Genomic DNA, 16,592 nt, shown 5'->3' with positions numbered 1-16,592 from the left:
CTTAAATTTGCTGCTTTAGATAGTGATATGAGACCAAGCTATGTAAATGAATATACCAATAGTATTTGGGCTAATGCTTTTGGTGGTGCTAACATTATCGATGGAGATAGTGGTGCAATGTATGGTGCTACCGTAGGGGTAGATAAACAAGCTAATGATAATGTTTTATGGGGTGCTTATTTTACTTATGCAAATGCTAAAATCAAAGACAATAATTTAGAACAAAAAAGTGATAACTTCCAATTAGGTATGTATTCTACTATCAATGTAGCTCCACAATGGGAACTTAATCTTAAAGCTTATGCTCAAGTTTCTCCAACTAAACAAGACAATATTCAAACAGATGGTGCATATAACTCAGATTATACAAGCAAATTCTTAGGACTTAGTGCTAATGCAGGTCGTGTGTTTGACTTTAGTGATAATACTTTATTTATCAAACCTTTTGCAGGGATAAATTATTATTTTAGTTATACTCCATCTCATACAGAAAATGGTGCTATTGCTAAAGATATTGATTCTATGAAAAACAATTCTGTAAGTGTTGAAGTGGGTGCTGAATTTAGAAAATATATGAATGAAAACTCTTATATTTTTGTAACTCCAAAAATAGAACAATTTGTTATCAATAGTGGTGATGATTACACAGCTAACCTAGCTGTAAATAATGCTTTCTTTACTAGTGTAGAAGCTAACAACAAGAAAAAAACATATGGGCAAATTATCGTAGGGGGTAATATAGATTTTACAAATCAACTCAGTATGAATCTTGGCTTTGGTGCTAAACAAATACTAGCAGGTAAAGTAGATAATAAAAATGAAACTTACTTAAGTGGTCAAGTAGGACTTAAGTATAAATTTTAATCTTAAACTTTTTGAGAATTCTTTACAACGAAATTCTTGTTAAAACACAAGAATTTAAAAGTTTTAACCTATATAGTACGGCAATCTCTGCCGTGCATAGGATTAAAAGAGATATAACAAACACGCTTTTTTACTACGCAGTGTAGATTAAAATGTAAATGTTTTTAAGAAATTAAATTAGAAATAAATTTATTTTAAAATATTTTTAATCACTTTTACTTTGACTAAATTTAAAAACATCTTAAAAATTAATAATATTCCTTAATAAAAAAAGATAAAAAATGCTAAAGTTTAAAAAACCTAGTGTTTATGGAGATTAGAATGATTAAAGAACAATATTTATAATTGCTTTAATTGTTCTTATTCTTATAGCTAATTTAATCAAACAATAAAATATGTTAAAACCTTACTTAGTCAATCTTTAAACACAAATTCTTACTAGGCTTTGGTAGAGAGTTTAGCCTAGATCAAATCTCACCCCAAAATAAAAATCTAATTTAATTAAACTTATTTTATTAATGAAAAAAAGTCCTTAATATAAAATATCGAATTTAAGTATAAGAATTTTATAAATATTTAAATTTAAAAATCTCTCTTAAACTAAGAGAGATTGATAAAAAATTAAATTTTCACATTAGGATCATAAGAAAAACTAGGTTCAATTTGCTTTTTATTGCTTAATTCTTTATACCAATAAGAATGTAAAATATAAACCTCTTCTTCTTCTTTATAACCACTAATCATAGAATGGATACTGCCTTTGATTGCAAATACTGCCATATAAATATGCACGCCAAAAAACACTGCACACACTATACCCAAGAAATTATGCACTATAGCTGAAATTCTTAAAAGTTCAATTTGAGTTAAACCAAAAAGACCTTGAATTGCCGTGGAATTAAAATCAAGAAAATACATAAATCCACCTGTAATTATCATCAAAAATCCACCAAATACAGCTATATAATACCAAGATTTTTGACCAAAATTAAACTTACCTGCAGGTACAGGACGTTTTACTTTGCTTAAATAACCACCTACTATCATCATCCATCTGATATCATAACTTGCAGGAAGCATTCTTTTAATCCACCATAAAAACATAGGGATTATAGAGATGATAAATAAAACCGTTGCAAAAGCATGTAAATTTTTACAAACCCTTACAAAAAGTCCGCCTCCAAAAGTCGCCCCAAACATCATCACAAAACCAGTTGGCACTAAAATCACCCAAGAAATTGCCGCGATAAAATGAAAAAGTCTTTCAAATAATGTAAAAGCATAAATTTTCTTTCCATCGTGTGAAAATTGCTTAGGTCCTATAACCATATAATGCAAAGCAAATGCAGATAATACCGCAATAACAGCGATTAAAGCTATAGTAGCTATATATTCACCTTGCAAAGTTGTCCAAAGTTTGCCAAAAGTATCATAATTTGGGATATTTGTAATACGATGAAAATCCCAAATTTGAGTATCTTGTCCCATTCTCTCGCTACCATAAGCAAATAAACTTACCACGCTTAACAAAAGCGTTACAAATACTTTTCTCATAAGCGTTCCTTTCCTGTGTAAGCAATCTTCCACTCCAAACTTTCTGAAGGATTTGGAATGCCATAATTTCTATTCATAAGTCTATTATGATAAATCTCTTCTATTTTAGAACTTTCACCTACTAAAAGTGCTTTTGTCGAACACATCGCAGCACATACAGGAACTTTTCCTTCTGCGATACGATTTTGACCATAAAGTTCTCTTTCTTTTTCTGAATTCGTTGCTTCAGGGCCACCTGCACACATAGTACATTTATCCATAATGCCTTTATTTCCAAAAACACTATCTTTTGGAAATTGTGGTGCACCAAAAGGACAAGCATAAAGACAATATCCACAACCTATGCAAATTTCTTTATCGTGCAAAACAATACCATCAGCACGGATGTAAAAACAATCCACAGGACAAACGATAGAACAAGGAGCATCATCACAATGCATACAAGAAATAGAAGTTGAAACTTCTTTTCCTTGAATTCCTTCATTTAAAGTAATCACACGGCGGCGGCGAATATGAATAGGAAGCTCATGTGCTTCATCACAAGCTACCGCACAACCATTACAATCAATACAACGCTCATTATCACAAAAGAATTTCAAGCGTTCTTTTTCTAAATTTGCAAAATTTACCTTACTCATTTTCCATCCTTACTGATTCTACAAAGCCCACCTTTAGTCTCTGGAATCTGACACATGATATCATAACCATAATTTGTTACCGTATTAGCACTTTCTCCGCTTGCATAAGGCTTAGTTCCTTCTGGGAAATTGTGCGTTAAATCCACGCCTTGCATAACTCCTGTAAAATGGAAAGGCAAGAAAATCATATCTTTTGCTACACCTGGATTAACCTTCACTCTTACATGAATTTTAGTGCCTTCTGGAGAATGTACCCAAATCATATCTCCTGCTTTAATGTCTTGCTCTTTTGCTAATTCAGGATTGATCTCACAAAACATTTCAGGTGTTAAACGCGTTAGATACATAGACGCTCTATTTTCCATACCTGCACCATTTAAATTCACAAGTCTTGCGGTAACAAGATTAAGCGGGAATTCTTTAGAATAATCCTTAGCTTGTTGTACAGAAACAAATTTAGTATCCACGCGATAAAGTGCTTTTTGATCTTCAAAACTTGGATATTTTTGCACCAAATCGTTTCTTGGAGAATGTAAAGGCTCACGGTGGAGTGGAATTTTATCTTTAAAAGTCCAAACTACAGCTCTAGCTTTAGCATTTCCATAAGGAACTATGCCTTTTTCTATACATTTAGTTGCTATGATATTGCTATCATCATAAGACCAAGTTGATCCCATTTTTTCTTTTTCTTGAGCACTTAAAGTAATGCCTAAAACTTTTTCTATATTATCTTTAGTAATTTGTGGATAACCTGTATCAATAGGCGAATTTAAAGGCGCATTTTTAGCAAGTAAACTCTCTCCTTCATACTCAAGTCCAAAATTGTTTCTAAAGCCCATACCACCTTTTGCTACTTCAATGTCGGTATTATAAAGCACAGGAGAACCTGGATGCTTATCACTCCAACAAGGCCAAGGAAGCCCGTAATACTCGCCAGCAACTTCGTCTTTTCCTTCTAAAGTTACCTCATCAAATTTATCCCAGTATAAAGTATGTTTTTTAAGCCTTTCAGGACTCCAACCATTAAGCCCTATACTTCTAACTGCTTTTGCAATTTCTCTTGTTGCATTTTCAGGCCAAACGATCTCACCTTTTTCATCGCGTAAAGTCTTGGTAAAGTCTTCATAAAAACCTAATTTTTTAGAAAGCTCAAATAAAATTTCTTGATCTTCCATGCTTTCATAAAGTGGATCTACAACCTTAAATCTCCATTGTCCACTACGATTTGTAGCTGTTACACTTCCGCTTGTTTCAAACTGTGTTGCTGCAGGTAAAAGATAAATCCCATCTTTTCTTTCTGCGATAATCCCTGCTTCATTTACAAAAGGATCAGCCAAAACTAAAAGCTCTAAAGCTTCCAAACCTTCTTTAACTTTTACTTGTTGTGCGGTTGAAGTGATACCATTTCCCATAACTACTAAAGCTTTTAAAGGCGTTCCTGCATTATCGATAGCATCATTTCCATCTTTTCCATTTAAAGCTGCTGCCCACCATCTAGCAAGTGAAAGTCCGGTTTTATGCATCCAATCTTTACTTACAAAATTTCCTAAAAGCCATTCATAATCCACACCCCAAATTTTGGCATAGTATCTCCAAGTCGCTTCATTTAAAGGATAATAACCAGGTAAATTTTCACTCAAACAAGCCATATCCGAAGCACCTTGAACATTATCGTGTCCGCGTAAGATATTAACTCCGCCACCAAATTTACCTATATTTCCAAGTACCATTTGCACAATAGGTGCTAAACGTGTATTTGAAGTTCCTACAGTATGTTGAGTTAAACCCATAGCCCAAATAAGCGTAGTTGGTTTGTTTTTAGCTACTTCGTGAGTGATTTGCACCAAAAGTTCTTTAGAAATTCCCGTAACATTTTCTACTTCTTCAGCTGTCCATTTTGCTGCTTCTTCACGAATTTTATCAATTCCAAAAACTCTTTCATCAAGATATTTTGTATCTTCTAAGCCTTCATCAAAGATGATTTTTAGCATTCCATACATGAAAGCAATGTCAGTTCCTGGACGAATTCTTGCATAAATATCCGCTTTTGCCGCACTTTTTGTAAATCTAGGATCTACAACGATAAGCTTTGCACCTTTTTCTTTTGCTTTTAAGAAATGTCTAAAACCCACAGGATGATTTACCGCTGGATTTGCCCCAATGATAATGATACATTTACTTCTTTGAATGTCTCCAAGATGGTTTGTCATAGCGCCATAACCAAATGTATTCGCCACACCGGCGACTGTTGCGCTGTGTCAAATTCTAGCTTGATGATCTACATTGTTTGTTCCAAAGAACGCTGCAAATTTACGCACATAATAAGCTTGTTCATTGCTCATTTTTGCAGAACCTAAAAACATAACACTTTCAGGATTTTCTTTACGATAAGCAGCTAGTTTTTCTCCGATCTCACTTAAAGCTTGTTCATAACTTATGCGTTTCCATTCTCCATTTTCTTTTTTCATAGGATATTTTAAACGCACATGTGAACGCACCATATCGATCATATCAGATCCCTTGCAGCAATGTCCACCTGAACTCACAGGATGATCTTGAGCGATTTCTTGACGCACCCAAACACCATTTTGCACTTCTGCAATAATCCCACAGCCTACAGAACAGGCTGTACAAACCGTTTTTACTTTTTTACTACCTTCATAAGCTTCTTTAAGCTCATCAGCACTCGCTTCTCTTAAAGTTTCACTTCTAGCAAGCAACGGTGTTGCTAAGCTTGAAAGTGCTGCCATTTTAAGAAAAGAACGACGCGTAAGCTTGATATTTTCACCTACACTTGACATTACTCAGCCTTTATATAATAATTTTCCCAATTAGCACTTCTTTGAAAAAGCACTTCTTTTTTCTTACTTTTACCTTTAACCAAATCTTTTCTTTCTTTATCTTTAGCTAGAGCTAAAGTCGTGCTACCAAGCACTCCAGCAGCCCCTAAGGCAAAAGCGGATTTTTTAAGAAATTCCCTGCGATTTTTCACGAGTCCTCCTTTGTTTATTTGCTTCTCTTCTTAAAAATTCTGAACGCGATAGATCGTTTTGCACTTTTTTAGAATTTATTTTTGCAGGTTTTTCCACTTCAAAGCAAAGTCTTTCAAATTCCATAAAAGCCGATGCAATACTTGCAATTTCCTTATATAAATTCGCATTTTTATTCATGAAAACATCGCCTAAAAACTCATCAATGCTTTTATTGATCACTTTTTCAAAAAGCTCTTTGGCTAAATCATCTTCATTTTGCCTTAAAAATTCACTCATTAACAATAAACAAAATCCAACACTATCTTCACTTTCTTTAAAAAATTTTTCATTGCGTCTTATTTTACTTTTGACTAAAATTTGACGCACGCAAAGTAAAGGATTTGAATTTTCAAAACCTTCTTCCATGTAAGAAAAAGTCGTTGGAATGCTATTTTTAAGACTTAAAAAAAGCAAATCATATTCTTTAAAAAATGCTTGTATAGAATTTTCATCATCTAAATGCTTAAGCAAGATATCAAAATTTGATTTTAAATTTTCATCAAATAAACATTCTTGCATTGTCTTTAAATACTCTTGTAATTTTGACAATCTTTCTTCAGAAAATGAAAAAACAAAAAGCTCTCCTAGACATTGATAATAAAGACTTCTAGCTAATCTTAATTTTTCCAAATCCATTAAAGCCCCCATGCATTCAAAATTTTCAAAAATAGCTTTAAATTTTGCTTGAATGAATATTATGCAAAATATACCTAATATTCATTTTAAAGCCGATTTTTAAATCGATTTATCTTAATACTATTTGATTTAAAAATCACTGAATTTCAATAAAATTCCACAAGGATTTAAAATATTAAAAAATCATACCAAAATATTGAAAATTAGATATTTGAGTTGATTTTATATTTGAAAAAATAAAATACTTTGCATAAAATTTATATCTTTGATTCTCTTCCAAATAAAATTAACATTTTATGCAAATTATAAATAATACTAATTTCTTAAAGAATAATCCTTATAAGAAAATTCTCTTATCATTTGAAGTTCATTTTTTGCATTTAAAAGCATGAGATTTGGAAGTCTTATACCATTAAAAGTTGTGTTTTTCACAATGGTGTAATGAATTTGATCTAAAAAAACAATTTTATCGCCGATTTTAAGCTTTTTATCAAAGGCGTATTCTCCCATTACATCACCCGCTAAACAAGTATTTCCAGTAAGCAAATAGGAAAATTCGTTCTCTTTTAAGTCTGAAATTTTTTCATTTTCTCTTGTGGCTAAAATTCTAGCATTTAAAACTTCACTTGTATAAGGCATGATGATAGTATCTGGCATATGTGCTTCGCTTGAAGTATCTAAAATGGCAATTTGTTTTTCATTTTCTATGATATCTACTACACTAGCCACCAAATTTCCTGTTTGCCAACCCACCGCTTCGCCTGGTTCAAGATAAACTTGCACGCCATATTTATCACTGAAATTTTTACACAAAGCAATAAGCTTTTCAACATCATAGCCTTTTTTAGTGATGTGATGTCCTCCTCCAAAATTCACCCATTTCATTTGCCCTATCCATTTGCCAAATTTCTCTTCAAAAGCCTTTAAAACTGCTTCTAAAGCATCAGCACTTTCTTCACAAAGTGCGTGAAAATGAAGTCCTTCTATAGCATTTAAATCCACATTTTCAAAATCTTTAGCACGAATTCCAAGTCTTGAGTATCTTCCACAAGGATTGTAAAGTTCTTTTGGGGCTAGAGAAAATTCAACATTACAACGAAGGCCTAAGGAATTTTTTTGTGTTTTAGCTTGAAATTTATGAAATTGGGCTAAAGAGTTAAACACTATATGATGAGATAAACTGGCTATTTCACCTATTTCATCTTCTTTAAAAGCAGGTGAATAAGTATGAATTTCTTTATCCATATATTCTTTAGCAAATTTTGCTTCCCAAAGTCCGCTACAAGTACAACCTTTTAGGTATTCTCCAACAATTTTCATCGCTCCTGAAAAAGCAAAACCTTTTAAAGCTAAAAGCACTTTAGCACCACTTTTTTCACCAACGCTTGCTAAAAGCTCACAATTTTTTCTTAATTTATCTTCTTCTAAAATATAAGCTGGAGTTTGAATTTTTTCATAAAACATTATTTTTCCTTGATTAAATTGCTAAAATCATAACAAAATTAAACCAAATTTTCAAAATAAATATTTACTAAAGTTAAAAAAATAATGACTATAATACAAAAAATCAAGCAAAAGGAAAAACTAATGAATAGAAGAAATTTTTTAAAATTTAATGCACTTACTCTAGCAAGTATGGGTGTAGCCTATGCAAATCCTATGCACGATATGCACTCCATGCATAAAAATCATTCTATAAATCATGACTTAGATACTTCTTTTATAAACTTTGCTCCAAAAAATTTAAAGCTTTTAGATCCAAAACAATTCCCCCAAGGAGAAATTTTAAAAGCCTTGCCTTTACTCAAAAATGAAAGTAAAGAAAAAAATATTTTTCGTGCTACCCTAGAAATCAAAGAAAATCATATAGAGCTTATCAAAGGTAAAAAAACCTTATTTTATACTTACAATGGCCTCGTGCCTGCTCCAAAAATAGAAGTTTTTGAAGGAGATAAACTTGAAATTTTAGTCAAAAATAAACTCAAAGAAGCTACAACTATACATTGGCATGGCGTTCCTGTGCCACCTGATCAAGATGGAAGCCCACATGATCCTATCTTAGCAGGAGAAGAAAGAATATATCGTTTTGAAATTCCTCAAGATAGCGCAGGAACTTACTGGTATCATCCACATCCTCATTATACGGCTTCTAAACAAGTTTTTATGGGTTTAGCAGGGGCTTTTGTGATCAAAGCAAAAAAAGATGCTTTAAGTCATTTAAAAGAAAAAGATTTGATGATTAGCGATTTGCGTCTTGATGAAAACGCTCAAATTCCAAACAATAACCTAAATGATTGGCTAAATGGTAGAGAAGGAGAATTTGTACTCATCAATGGACAATTTAAACCTAAAATCAAACTCGCCACAAACGAACGCATACGCATTTATAATGCTACTGCGGCAAGATATTTAAATTTACGCATACAAGGAGCTAAGTTTATACTTGTTGGTACTGATGGTGGACTTATAGAAAAAGCTATTTATAAAGAAGAACTTTTCTTAAGTCCTGCTTCTCGTGTAGAAGTTTTAATCGACGCTCCAAAAGATGGGGAATTTAAGCTAGAAAGTGCTTATTATGATAGGGATAAAATGATGGTAAAAGAAGAACCTAATACCCTATTTCTAGCCAATATTAACCTAAAAAAAGAAAATGTAAAACTTCCAAAAAAATTAAAAATTTTCAAACCTTCAGAAGAACCTAAGGAATTTAAAGAAATAATCATGAGTGAAGATCATATGCAAATGCATGGTATGATGGGAAAAAGTGAAAGCGAATTAAAAATCGCTCTTGCATCTATGTTTTTAATCAATGGCAAAAGCTATGATTTAAAACGCATTGATTTAAGCTCCAAACTTGGAGTAGTTGAAGACTGGATAGTGATAAACAAATCTCATATGGATCATCCTTTCCATATACATGGCACGCAATTTGAACTCATCTCATCAAAACTCAATGGCAAAGTTCAAAAAGCCGAATTTAGAGCCTTAAGAGATACTATAAATGTGCGTCCTAATGAAGAATTAAGACTTAGAATGAAACAAGATTTTAAAGGGCTTAGAATGTATCATTGTCATATTTTAGAACATGAAGATTTAGGAATGATGGGAAATTTAGAAGTAAAGGAATAAAATGGTAAAAGTGGAATTTTTAGGCCCCATAAATAAAGAAAATTTAGAACTTGAGGTAAAAAATTTAAAAGAATTAAAAGAAATTTTGCAAAAAGATGAGAGTTTAAAAGAATGGCTAGAACTTTGTGCCGTATCTTTAAACGATGAAATCATTTTTGATGAAAACACTAAGTTAAAAGATGGTGATAAAATAGCACTTTTACCGCCAGTTTGTGGGGGTTAAATGAAACATTTTACACTTTATCAAGGTTCTTTAGATATTCCTAAAATTTATAGACAATGGTATGAATTTGCCAAGGATAAAAACTGCGGTGCTTTACTGACTTTTTGTGGTATTGTGCGTGAAGAAGAAGGCATTGAGGCACTTAGTTTTGATATTTATGAACCGCTTTTAAAAAAATGGTTTAATGAGTGGCAAAAAAGAGTAGATTTTGATGGTATTAGCTTGCTTTTTGCTCACTCTATAGGCGATGTGGCGGTTCATGAAAGCTCTTATTTTGCAGGAATTTTAAGCAAACAAAGAAAATTAGGACTTAAACTTCTTAATGAATTTGTTGAAGATTTTAAAGCAAGTGCACCCATTTGGAAGTATGATGTGATAAACAAAGAAAGAATTTATGCCAAAGAAAGATCAACCAAACTTTGCGGTGCAGGACTTTTAAAAGGATAAAAAATGTTAATGTCTTATGAAGAAAGTTTAAAAATTTTACATTCTCATATCAAAACCTATGAAAAGATTGAAAAAATAGCTCTTACAGAGTGTTTAGGACGCATTTTAGCTCAAGACATAAAAGCCCCTAAAAATCAGCCTGAATTTCCAACTTCGGCTATGGATGGTTATGCGATCAAATTTGAAGATCAAAATAAAACTTTAAAAATTTTAGGCCTCACACCTGCGGGCACTATGCCACAATTTAGCGTGCAAAATGGCACTTGTGTAAAAACCTTTACAGGCTCACTCATGAGCGAAGGAAGCGATACTTTAGTCCCTGTTGAAAATGTACGCGTAGAAAATGATACTCTTTTTATAGAAAAAAAAGTTCCCCAAACTTTTGCCGTGCGTGCGGTAGGAGAAAACTATAAAAAAGATGAAATTTTACTCAAAAAAGGCACAAGGTTAAATTATAGCGAAATAGCTCTTTTGGCTGAACTTGGATTTTTTCACATTAGTGTGTTTATAAAGCCTATTGTAGGAGTTTTAAGTAGTGGAAGTGAGATCAAAGATCTAGGAGAAGCCTTAGAAAATCCCGCTCAAATCCGCTCTTCAAATCATATCGCCATAGCTAATTTAGCTAAAAATTTAAATTGTGATACAAGGGTTTTTCCTCTTTTAAAAGATGATGAAAAAGCCACTTTTTCTACCCTTGAAAGTGCTTTGCAAAGTTGTGATATTTTAGTTACAACTGGCGGAGTTTCTATGGGGGATTTTGACTTTTTGAAAAAAGCTGTCAAAGAATACGAAATCATCATCGATAAAGCCGACATAAAACCAGGTAGACATATCAAAATAGCCAAGGCTAATGAAAAATTCATTATCGCCTTACCAGGTTTTCCTTACTCGGCTATGGTAATGTTTAATCTTTACGCAAGAGAGATTTTAAACTCTTGGTTACTTCAGCCTAAAGACTATATTTGCAAAGCCTTCTTACAAGGAAGCTACAAGAAAAAAACACCTTATTTGGAATTTGTCGCTTGTAACATAAAGTTTGAAAATGGACGCATTTTAGCTAATCTTGAAGGTAAAAAAGAAGGCTCTAGTGCGATTATAAACAATCTTAACAATAAAGCTGCCCTTATGGTGGTGCCAAAAGAATGTGAAATGTTAGAAAATGAAAGTTTAGTGGATATTATCTTTATGCCTTAAAATTATTTAAATAATTTTATTTCGATTTTAATCAACCATAAATTTCAATAAATTTCAAATTTGCAACCTCCTTTTAGTGGAGTAATTAGCCCTAGCGGAGTTTCAATCCACTAGGGTTTTTAGTCCCTTTTTAAATTTCTTTATGGTAAAATTTTACAACTATGTTTGAAAAGATAGCTTTTGTTTTAGTCCCTTTTTAAATTTCTTTATGGTAAAATAAATTTTTTATAAACTCATCATAAGAACGAGTTTTAGTCCCTTTTTAAATTTCTTTATGGTAAAATAGATATTTACCAGATAATGAAAATTTCAGGGTTTTTTAATAAAAATAGCAAAAATTATGCTATAATCTCATAAGAAATTTAAAAAGGGACTAAAATAAAGAGTTTGCGGGACTCTGCGGGGTTACAATCCTCTAAAACCGCTTTTAAAATTCAAATAAATTTTGCTGGTGATATTTTTCTTGTTTTTTGTTTATTTGAATTTCTTCATTATTTGAATTTTTGTATTTAAATTCTCCATGACTATCTATATCAAAAAGCGTTAAATTAGTTTCGTTATTAACTTTTTCGTTAAAAACTATGCCACCAAGCAAAAGCTCCATTTTATCAAACTGCTTTTCAGTGATGATTAAAGCCCTTACATTTCCATAAGGTGGCAAAATCTTTTTTACATTTTCAATAGAACTTTTTGCGGAACTTAAACCCTTGCAAATACGCATATAAACGCTAAATTGCAGCATAAAATAACCTAATTTTATAAGATTGTTTCTAAATTTACTTGCTAGTTTTTGCTCTTTTTTACTTTTAGTTGGCACATCAAACATCAAAAGCACACGCATAAATTTATCTTCAATCATCAAATTTCACTATCTTTAGTTCATCTTCATACAATAAAGCATTTTTAAAATTTGCCACATAATGATTTATCGCTCTATTTAAAGGATAATTTTGCCCATCAAAATTGATTTTGCTTTGTAAATGACCAATCAACGCTCTTTTGTCATCTTTGTTTAAAAACTCACTTTCACCCACAAGTTCTAAAACACAATCATCAACACTAGCCCTAAACACTTCTATCAAATCATCACAAAGCGCAAAAGAATTATAAATATTATTGTGCTTTATGCCAAGCCAAGGCAAAAGTCCACTGATACAAACTGCTCTAATAATACAAGCCCTAATGATTGCATAGCCATAATTTAAAGCAGAATTTTCAAAGCAAAGCTCATCTCTTGAAAAAGAAGCACCAAACAAAGTTTTAAAATACAACACCGCCGCAACAGCTTCAATATTTTTACTATCATTTAAGGTTACTTTTTTAGCCAAATTTATAAGCTCATTGCTTTGCTCTATTTTATTGTGTTTTTTCAAAACAAAGGCTTGATTTAGGATTTTGTTTTTAATGATTTTTTGCCATAAAATAGCCTTTTTTTGAGCACTTACATTCATTTGCTCTTTTGCGATTTTTGCACTTTGAAAATGCCCTAAAAAAGGAGTAAAAACACCATTTATACTATGAGTTTCATCACAGGTTAGCAAGATGATTTTATGCTTTGCAAAAGCGTTAAAAAGTGCGGAACTCAGGCTTGCTTGCAAGCTTTCTAAAACGATGATGTTTATATCTTTTAAAAACAATTTTGCTACATTTTCATCTTGCTTAATCACAAGATGATTTAGCTCTAAATTTAGCTTGGCATTAGAGCTAATAAGCAGTGTTTTAAAAGCTTCATCGTAACTCATTTTTTAAAATCTTCTCTTTGTCTAAACTCAGCCTTTGTCACTTCTCCAAGTACTGAAACTATGTATTTTTCAAATACTTTTAGATTTTGAATTCCTATGCTTTTTGCGATTACTTCTTTTTCATTTGCATTTTTAAACAATATTTTTTGATTTTTGCTTAGCGTTTCAAATTTATTATCGTGTTTTGAAACAGTTAGGCTAGCATTTGAGCTATCTAGCCTTTCATAATAAACAAGTTCTGGCTCTTGCATATCTTTAGTTTGAATTAAAATCAAACTATCTTTGTATAAAGAAAAGCAAAACTCATAATTTTCATCCATTAAAATCCAATCTTTTATAAGACCTGACTTTTTATCTTTACCTTGCACCACGGCTTTATTTGGTAATACTTTTAAAGCAAAATCCATGGTATAAATTGGCACAGCATAAAATTTATTTGTCTTTTTGTGTTTAAAAATATCCACTCTAAACATATCACCATTGCTAACGATTTTACCATTTACTTTGCGGATTTTACCAAACTCTAGGGCTTTTAAAACTCCTTCTTTTCCGCCGTATGATTGATAGAATTCTTCTTCTTTTCTAAATGTTTCTTCATGTAAAGCTCCACTTGGCTTTTTTCTCTCAGGTTTTGAGACAAAAATTTCATCAATTTTATCTAAAAGCTTTTGCCTAAAACCACTAAAAGGCTCAAAAAACTTCCTTTTGTTTTTATAATCTAATTCACTAATTTTTTTTGCATAAAGTTCTGCAGTGTTGCTTTCTTGCTCTTTTTTAAAATCTGAAAAAGCCTTTACGATAGAGTTGTTTGCATAAGCAATAATTGCTGCATCGATGGCATGATGAAGATGGTTATTTCTATCCTTAGTGCTAAAGCCCCAAGTGTGTCTTAAAGTGGATGTTAGCATACCGCTTTTTGCTTCTACATGCACTTTTGAGCCTTTTTGTGTGTCGTTTAATTTTGTATTTTCATCATCACTTAAAGGTAAAAAATCTAAATAATCTTTAGTATAGTTTAAAACAAGCCTTGCGATGTAGCGAGTATCGTTTAGATTTCTATCTTTAAAGTCTTTTTGCTCTTTGTCTTTGTAGTTTTTATCTAAAATTCTTTTTTGCTTTTTAGTAGGTAAATTTTTTGCTAAAACTTCAATTTTCTGCCATTTTACTCTATCATTGCCAAAGGTTTCAAAGGGGGTTTTATTAAGTTTTTCTTGATTTTGCTTGGTAAAAACTAAAACTTTATTCATATAAGAATCATCAAAACTTCTAGAATAAGGGTAAATATGGTCAATTTCAAGCATTTTTTCATCTTGTAAATCACTAATTTTAATCTTTTCCCCACTATAAACACAAAATTCTTTTTGTTCTTTAAATAATCTTAATTTTAAAATATTTTTACTATTTATTTTTAAGCCTAGTTTCTCACATTCAAGTTCGGCGTCTTTTTTGGCCTTGTAGTTTTCGTTTTGCTCTTTTTCTATTTTAGCTCTTTGACTGTGATTTTTACCTACTTCTCTTGCTAATTCAATGTTTATTTTATGCACTTTACCGTATTTTTTAAGCAAGGCATTTAAGACCTTTCTATATTCTTTAATCGCCCTTAAAACCACAGGATTAGTTACTTCATCTTTGTAATAAGTTTCATTAAATGCGGGTAAAAAGTCTTTTTTATCTTCATTAATTGCTACTTTTAAATTAAGCTCATTGCAAGCTTCATCGTATTTTTTACCTTCAAGCATTAAAGGAGTGATAAGTTTTAAGGCTTTAAAACTTATATTTCAATGGTCTTTAAATTCCAATTTGCTTAAGCTATCAATTTGATTTTGATTTAAATCATATTTTGCTAAAGCCTTTTTAAGTTTAATCTCATCTTTTATAAGGGTAATATCTTTTGCTATTTCATTTAAATCATCTTGGCTTAAATTATGCTCACCTAGGGCTTTTACAAATTCTTTGTATTTTTGAAACTCAATAAAATAAGTTCCTTTTTCTCCTTTAAACTCATAATCATTACTTAAGCCCAAAAGCTTTTTTGTTTGTTTATAAGTTAGAGTGCCGTTTTTTAAAACTTCATTTAAAAGCGTGTTTAAATCATCTTTTGTATATAAAATTCCTTCAGTATTTTTAAGATTGTTTAAAAGATTGATAATTCTTGTAAGCGCTACAAACATAAAAGCTAAGGGCGAATTTTTTGGCGCTCTTTTTTCATCAGTAAAAAAACTACAATTTCCCACCAAATGAGAAAAATCTTTTAAAGCCCTTTTATAAAATGCTACACTAAGCACTTCTTCTTCAAATTTCTTTGAGAAAGAAAAGCCAAATTTTCTTTGTTTTTGAAAAATAAGCTTTAATTCGTCTTTTAAAAAACTTTGCGCTATGCAGCGTTCATAACTTTCTTTTTTATTTCTAACATTTATAAATTCTTTGGAATTTTCTTTGAATTTTTGAAAATACTCTTTATAAAGATACTCGCCTACACTTTGATAACTTACTAATTTTTCTTCATTTTGCTTGATAGCTTTTAAAATCTCGCCTTTTTCTTCATCACCATTATTTTTAATATCATCATAGCCACGCCTTTTTGCAATATGTAAAATCACTCTTGCAAAATCTTGCTTACTTAAAAGCTCGTTTAAAGCTCTAAATCTTAACTCATAAGGGCTAATTAAAGAGCCTTTATAAGCCTTAGCTAAACTTTCATCAAAGCTTTGATAATCTTCGTAATTTAACTTAAATTCATTTGCAATTAAATGTTTTAAGTGATTTAGCCTTGCTTTGCGTCTAGCAAGGCGTTTTCTAGCACTTCTTGCAAGGCGTCTTGGTAAGGCTAGGGATTCTCCTGTTTTAGGATTTTCAGCCTTTGTAAAAATCCTAACTCCGCAATCTTTTAACTCATCATTTTCGCTAAATGCCCAGCCAATAGAGCTTATTCCTATATCGAATGCCAAAATTCTTGCCACACTAAATCCTTTGTGACATTTATGATTTATTTATAATTATAATACAAAAATCATTTTTTATGTAAATATAAATTTTTCAGTAACCAAACTATACATATGTTAATTTTGCAATACAAAAAATAAGTAATTTTTAAATAAAAAATATTTTTTATTTAAAAATTTAGCTAAAATTA

General features: G+C 31.3%; 12 protein-coding genes and 2 pseudogenes. 5 read left to right on the top strand and 9 right to left on the bottom strand.

Translation table 11 applies throughout. From position 1 onward, the window contains the following. Positions 1-864 (top strand): annotated as a pseudogene (gene capC, locus AJ936_RS05345) (autotransporter adhesin CapC); the annotation flags it as partial. Between the two features lie 621 nt (positions 865-1,485). Here the strand turns inward: capC and AJ936_RS05340 are convergent. The 6 genes from AJ936_RS05340 to nspC form a co-directional block, all read right to left on the bottom strand. Beyond that, a complete protein-coding gene (locus tag AJ936_RS05340) occupies positions 1,486-2,418 on the bottom strand; it encodes a formate dehydrogenase subunit gamma (protein ID WP_002867229.1) in 933 nt (310 codons plus the stop codon). Next, complete coding sequence (gene fdh3B / locus AJ936_RS05335) at positions 2,415-3,056, bottom strand: formate dehydrogenase FDH3 subunit beta (RefSeq protein ID WP_002851264.1); 642 nt, start codon at positions 3,054-3,056, stop codon at positions 2,415-2,417. Before fdh3B ends, AJ936_RS05340 begins: the two co-directional genes overlap by 4 nt. Next, on the bottom strand, positions 3,053-5,857 hold the full coding sequence (locus tag AJ936_RS05330) for a formate dehydrogenase subunit alpha (RefSeq protein WP_079860826.1): 2,805 nt from the start codon (positions 5,855-5,857) through the stop codon (positions 3,053-3,055). The genes fdh3B and AJ936_RS05330 overlap by 4 nt, the downstream gene beginning before the upstream one ends. Continuing rightward, complete coding sequence (locus AJ936_RS05320) at positions 5,857-6,048, bottom strand: twin-arginine translocation signal domain-containing protein (protein WP_002862162.1); 192 nt, start codon at positions 6,046-6,048, stop codon at positions 5,857-5,859. Before AJ936_RS05320 ends, AJ936_RS05330 begins: the two co-directional genes overlap by 1 nt. Next, the gene (locus AJ936_RS05315; RefSeq protein ID WP_002862163.1) at positions 6,023-6,736 is read right to left on the bottom strand and encodes a molecular chaperone; all 714 of its coding nucleotides are present in this window, start codon (positions 6,734-6,736) and stop codon (positions 6,023-6,025) included. Before AJ936_RS05315 ends, AJ936_RS05320 begins: the two co-directional genes overlap by 26 nt. A gap of 303 nt (positions 6,737-7,039) precedes the next feature. Then, positions 7,040-8,188 (bottom strand): carboxynorspermidine decarboxylase, encoded by a 1,149-nt coding sequence (gene nspC / locus AJ936_RS05310; protein ID WP_002867225.1) that lies wholly within the window; start codon positions 8,186-8,188, stop codon positions 7,040-7,042. Between the two features lie 123 nt (positions 8,189-8,311). On the opposite strand from nspC, the gene cueO reads away from it, so the two are divergent. Genes cueO through AJ936_RS05290 form a run of 4 tightly spaced genes read left to right on the top strand, consistent with a single transcriptional unit; the run spans position 8,312 to position 11,717 of the window. Then, positions 8,312-9,853: a multicopper oxidase CueO gene (gene cueO, locus AJ936_RS05305; protein ID WP_044778904.1), complete on the top strand. Its 1,542-nt coding sequence runs from the start codon at positions 8,312-8,314 to the stop codon at positions 9,851-9,853. Position 9,854: 1 nt separating this feature from the next. Then, positions 9,855-10,076 (top strand): MoaD/ThiS family protein, encoded by a 222-nt coding sequence (locus AJ936_RS05300; protein ID WP_002779488.1) that lies wholly within the window; start codon positions 9,855-9,857, stop codon positions 10,074-10,076. Then, positions 10,077-10,523 (top strand): molybdenum cofactor biosynthesis protein MoaE, encoded by a 447-nt coding sequence (locus AJ936_RS05295; protein ID WP_002862166.1) that lies wholly within the window; start codon positions 10,077-10,079, stop codon positions 10,521-10,523. 3 nt (positions 10,524-10,526) lie between these two features. Beyond that, entirely contained in the window at positions 10,527-11,717 is a 1,191-nt protein-coding gene (locus AJ936_RS05290) for a molybdopterin molybdotransferase MoeA (protein WP_002881768.1), read from the top strand. A 427-nt stretch (positions 11,718-12,144) separates the two neighbouring features. On the opposite strand, the gene cas2 is transcribed toward AJ936_RS05290, so the two are convergent. From cas2 to cas9, 3 genes and pseudogenes are all read right to left on the bottom strand, one after another. Then, the gene (cas2, locus tag AJ936_RS05285) at positions 12,145-12,576 is read right to left on the bottom strand and encodes a CRISPR-associated endonuclease Cas2 (protein WP_002797817.1); all 432 of its coding nucleotides are present in this window, start codon (positions 12,574-12,576) and stop codon (positions 12,145-12,147) included. After that, a complete protein-coding gene (gene cas1, locus AJ936_RS05280; RefSeq protein ID WP_044780406.1) occupies positions 12,569-13,459 on the bottom strand; it encodes a type II CRISPR-associated endonuclease Cas1 in 891 nt (296 codons plus the stop codon). The genes cas2 and cas1 overlap by 8 nt, the downstream gene beginning before the upstream one ends. After that, a pseudogene (gene cas9 / locus AJ936_RS05275) lies at positions 13,456-16,419 on the bottom strand (type II CRISPR RNA-guided endonuclease Cas9). Before cas9 ends, cas1 begins: the two are co-directional and overlap by 4 nt. Positions 16,420-16,592: the final 173 nt, after the last annotated feature.

It is taken from the genome of Campylobacter sp. BCW_6877, from assembly GCF_001762445.1.
GTDB lineage: Bacteria > Campylobacterota > Campylobacteria > Campylobacterales > Campylobacteraceae > Campylobacter_D > Campylobacter_D jejuni.
The sequence above is the reverse complement of the archived record's forward strand: the minus strand, read 5'-3'. Positions and strand labels throughout refer to the sequence as shown.

Bases quoted from the DNA above. Each gene is read 5' to 3' on its own strand.
- AJ936_RS05340 (WP_002867229.1), bottom strand. From the start codon at position 2,418: ATGAGAAAAGTATTTGTAACGCTTTTGTTAAGCGTGGTAAGTTTATTT.
- fdh3B (WP_002851264.1), bottom strand. From the start codon at position 3,056: ATGAGTAAGGTAAATTTTGCAAATTTAGAAAAAGAACGCTTGAAATTC.
- AJ936_RS05315 (WP_002862163.1), bottom strand. From the start codon at position 6,736: ATGGGGGCTTTAATGGATTTGGAAAAATTAAGATTAGCTAGAAGTCTT.
- nspC (WP_002867225.1), bottom strand. From the start codon at position 8,188: ATGTTTTATGAAAAAATTCAAACTCCAGCTTATATTTTAGAAGAAGAT.
- cueO (WP_044778904.1), top strand. From the start codon at position 8,312: ATGAATAGAAGAAATTTTTTAAAATTTAATGCACTTACTCTAGCAAGT.
- AJ936_RS05300 (WP_002779488.1), top strand. From the start codon at position 9,855: ATGGTAAAAGTGGAATTTTTAGGCCCCATAAATAAAGAAAATTTAGAA.
- AJ936_RS05295 (WP_002862166.1), top strand. From the start codon at position 10,077: ATGAAACATTTTACACTTTATCAAGGTTCTTTAGATATTCCTAAAATT.
- AJ936_RS05290 (WP_002881768.1), top strand. From the start codon at position 10,527: ATGTTAATGTCTTATGAAGAAAGTTTAAAAATTTTACATTCTCATATC.
- cas2 (WP_002797817.1), bottom strand. From the start codon at position 12,576: ATGATTGAAGATAAATTTATGCGTGTGCTTTTGATGTTTGATGTGCCA.
- cas1 (WP_044780406.1), bottom strand. From the start codon at position 13,459: ATGAGTTACGATGAAGCTTTTAAAACACTGCTTATTAGCTCTAATGCC.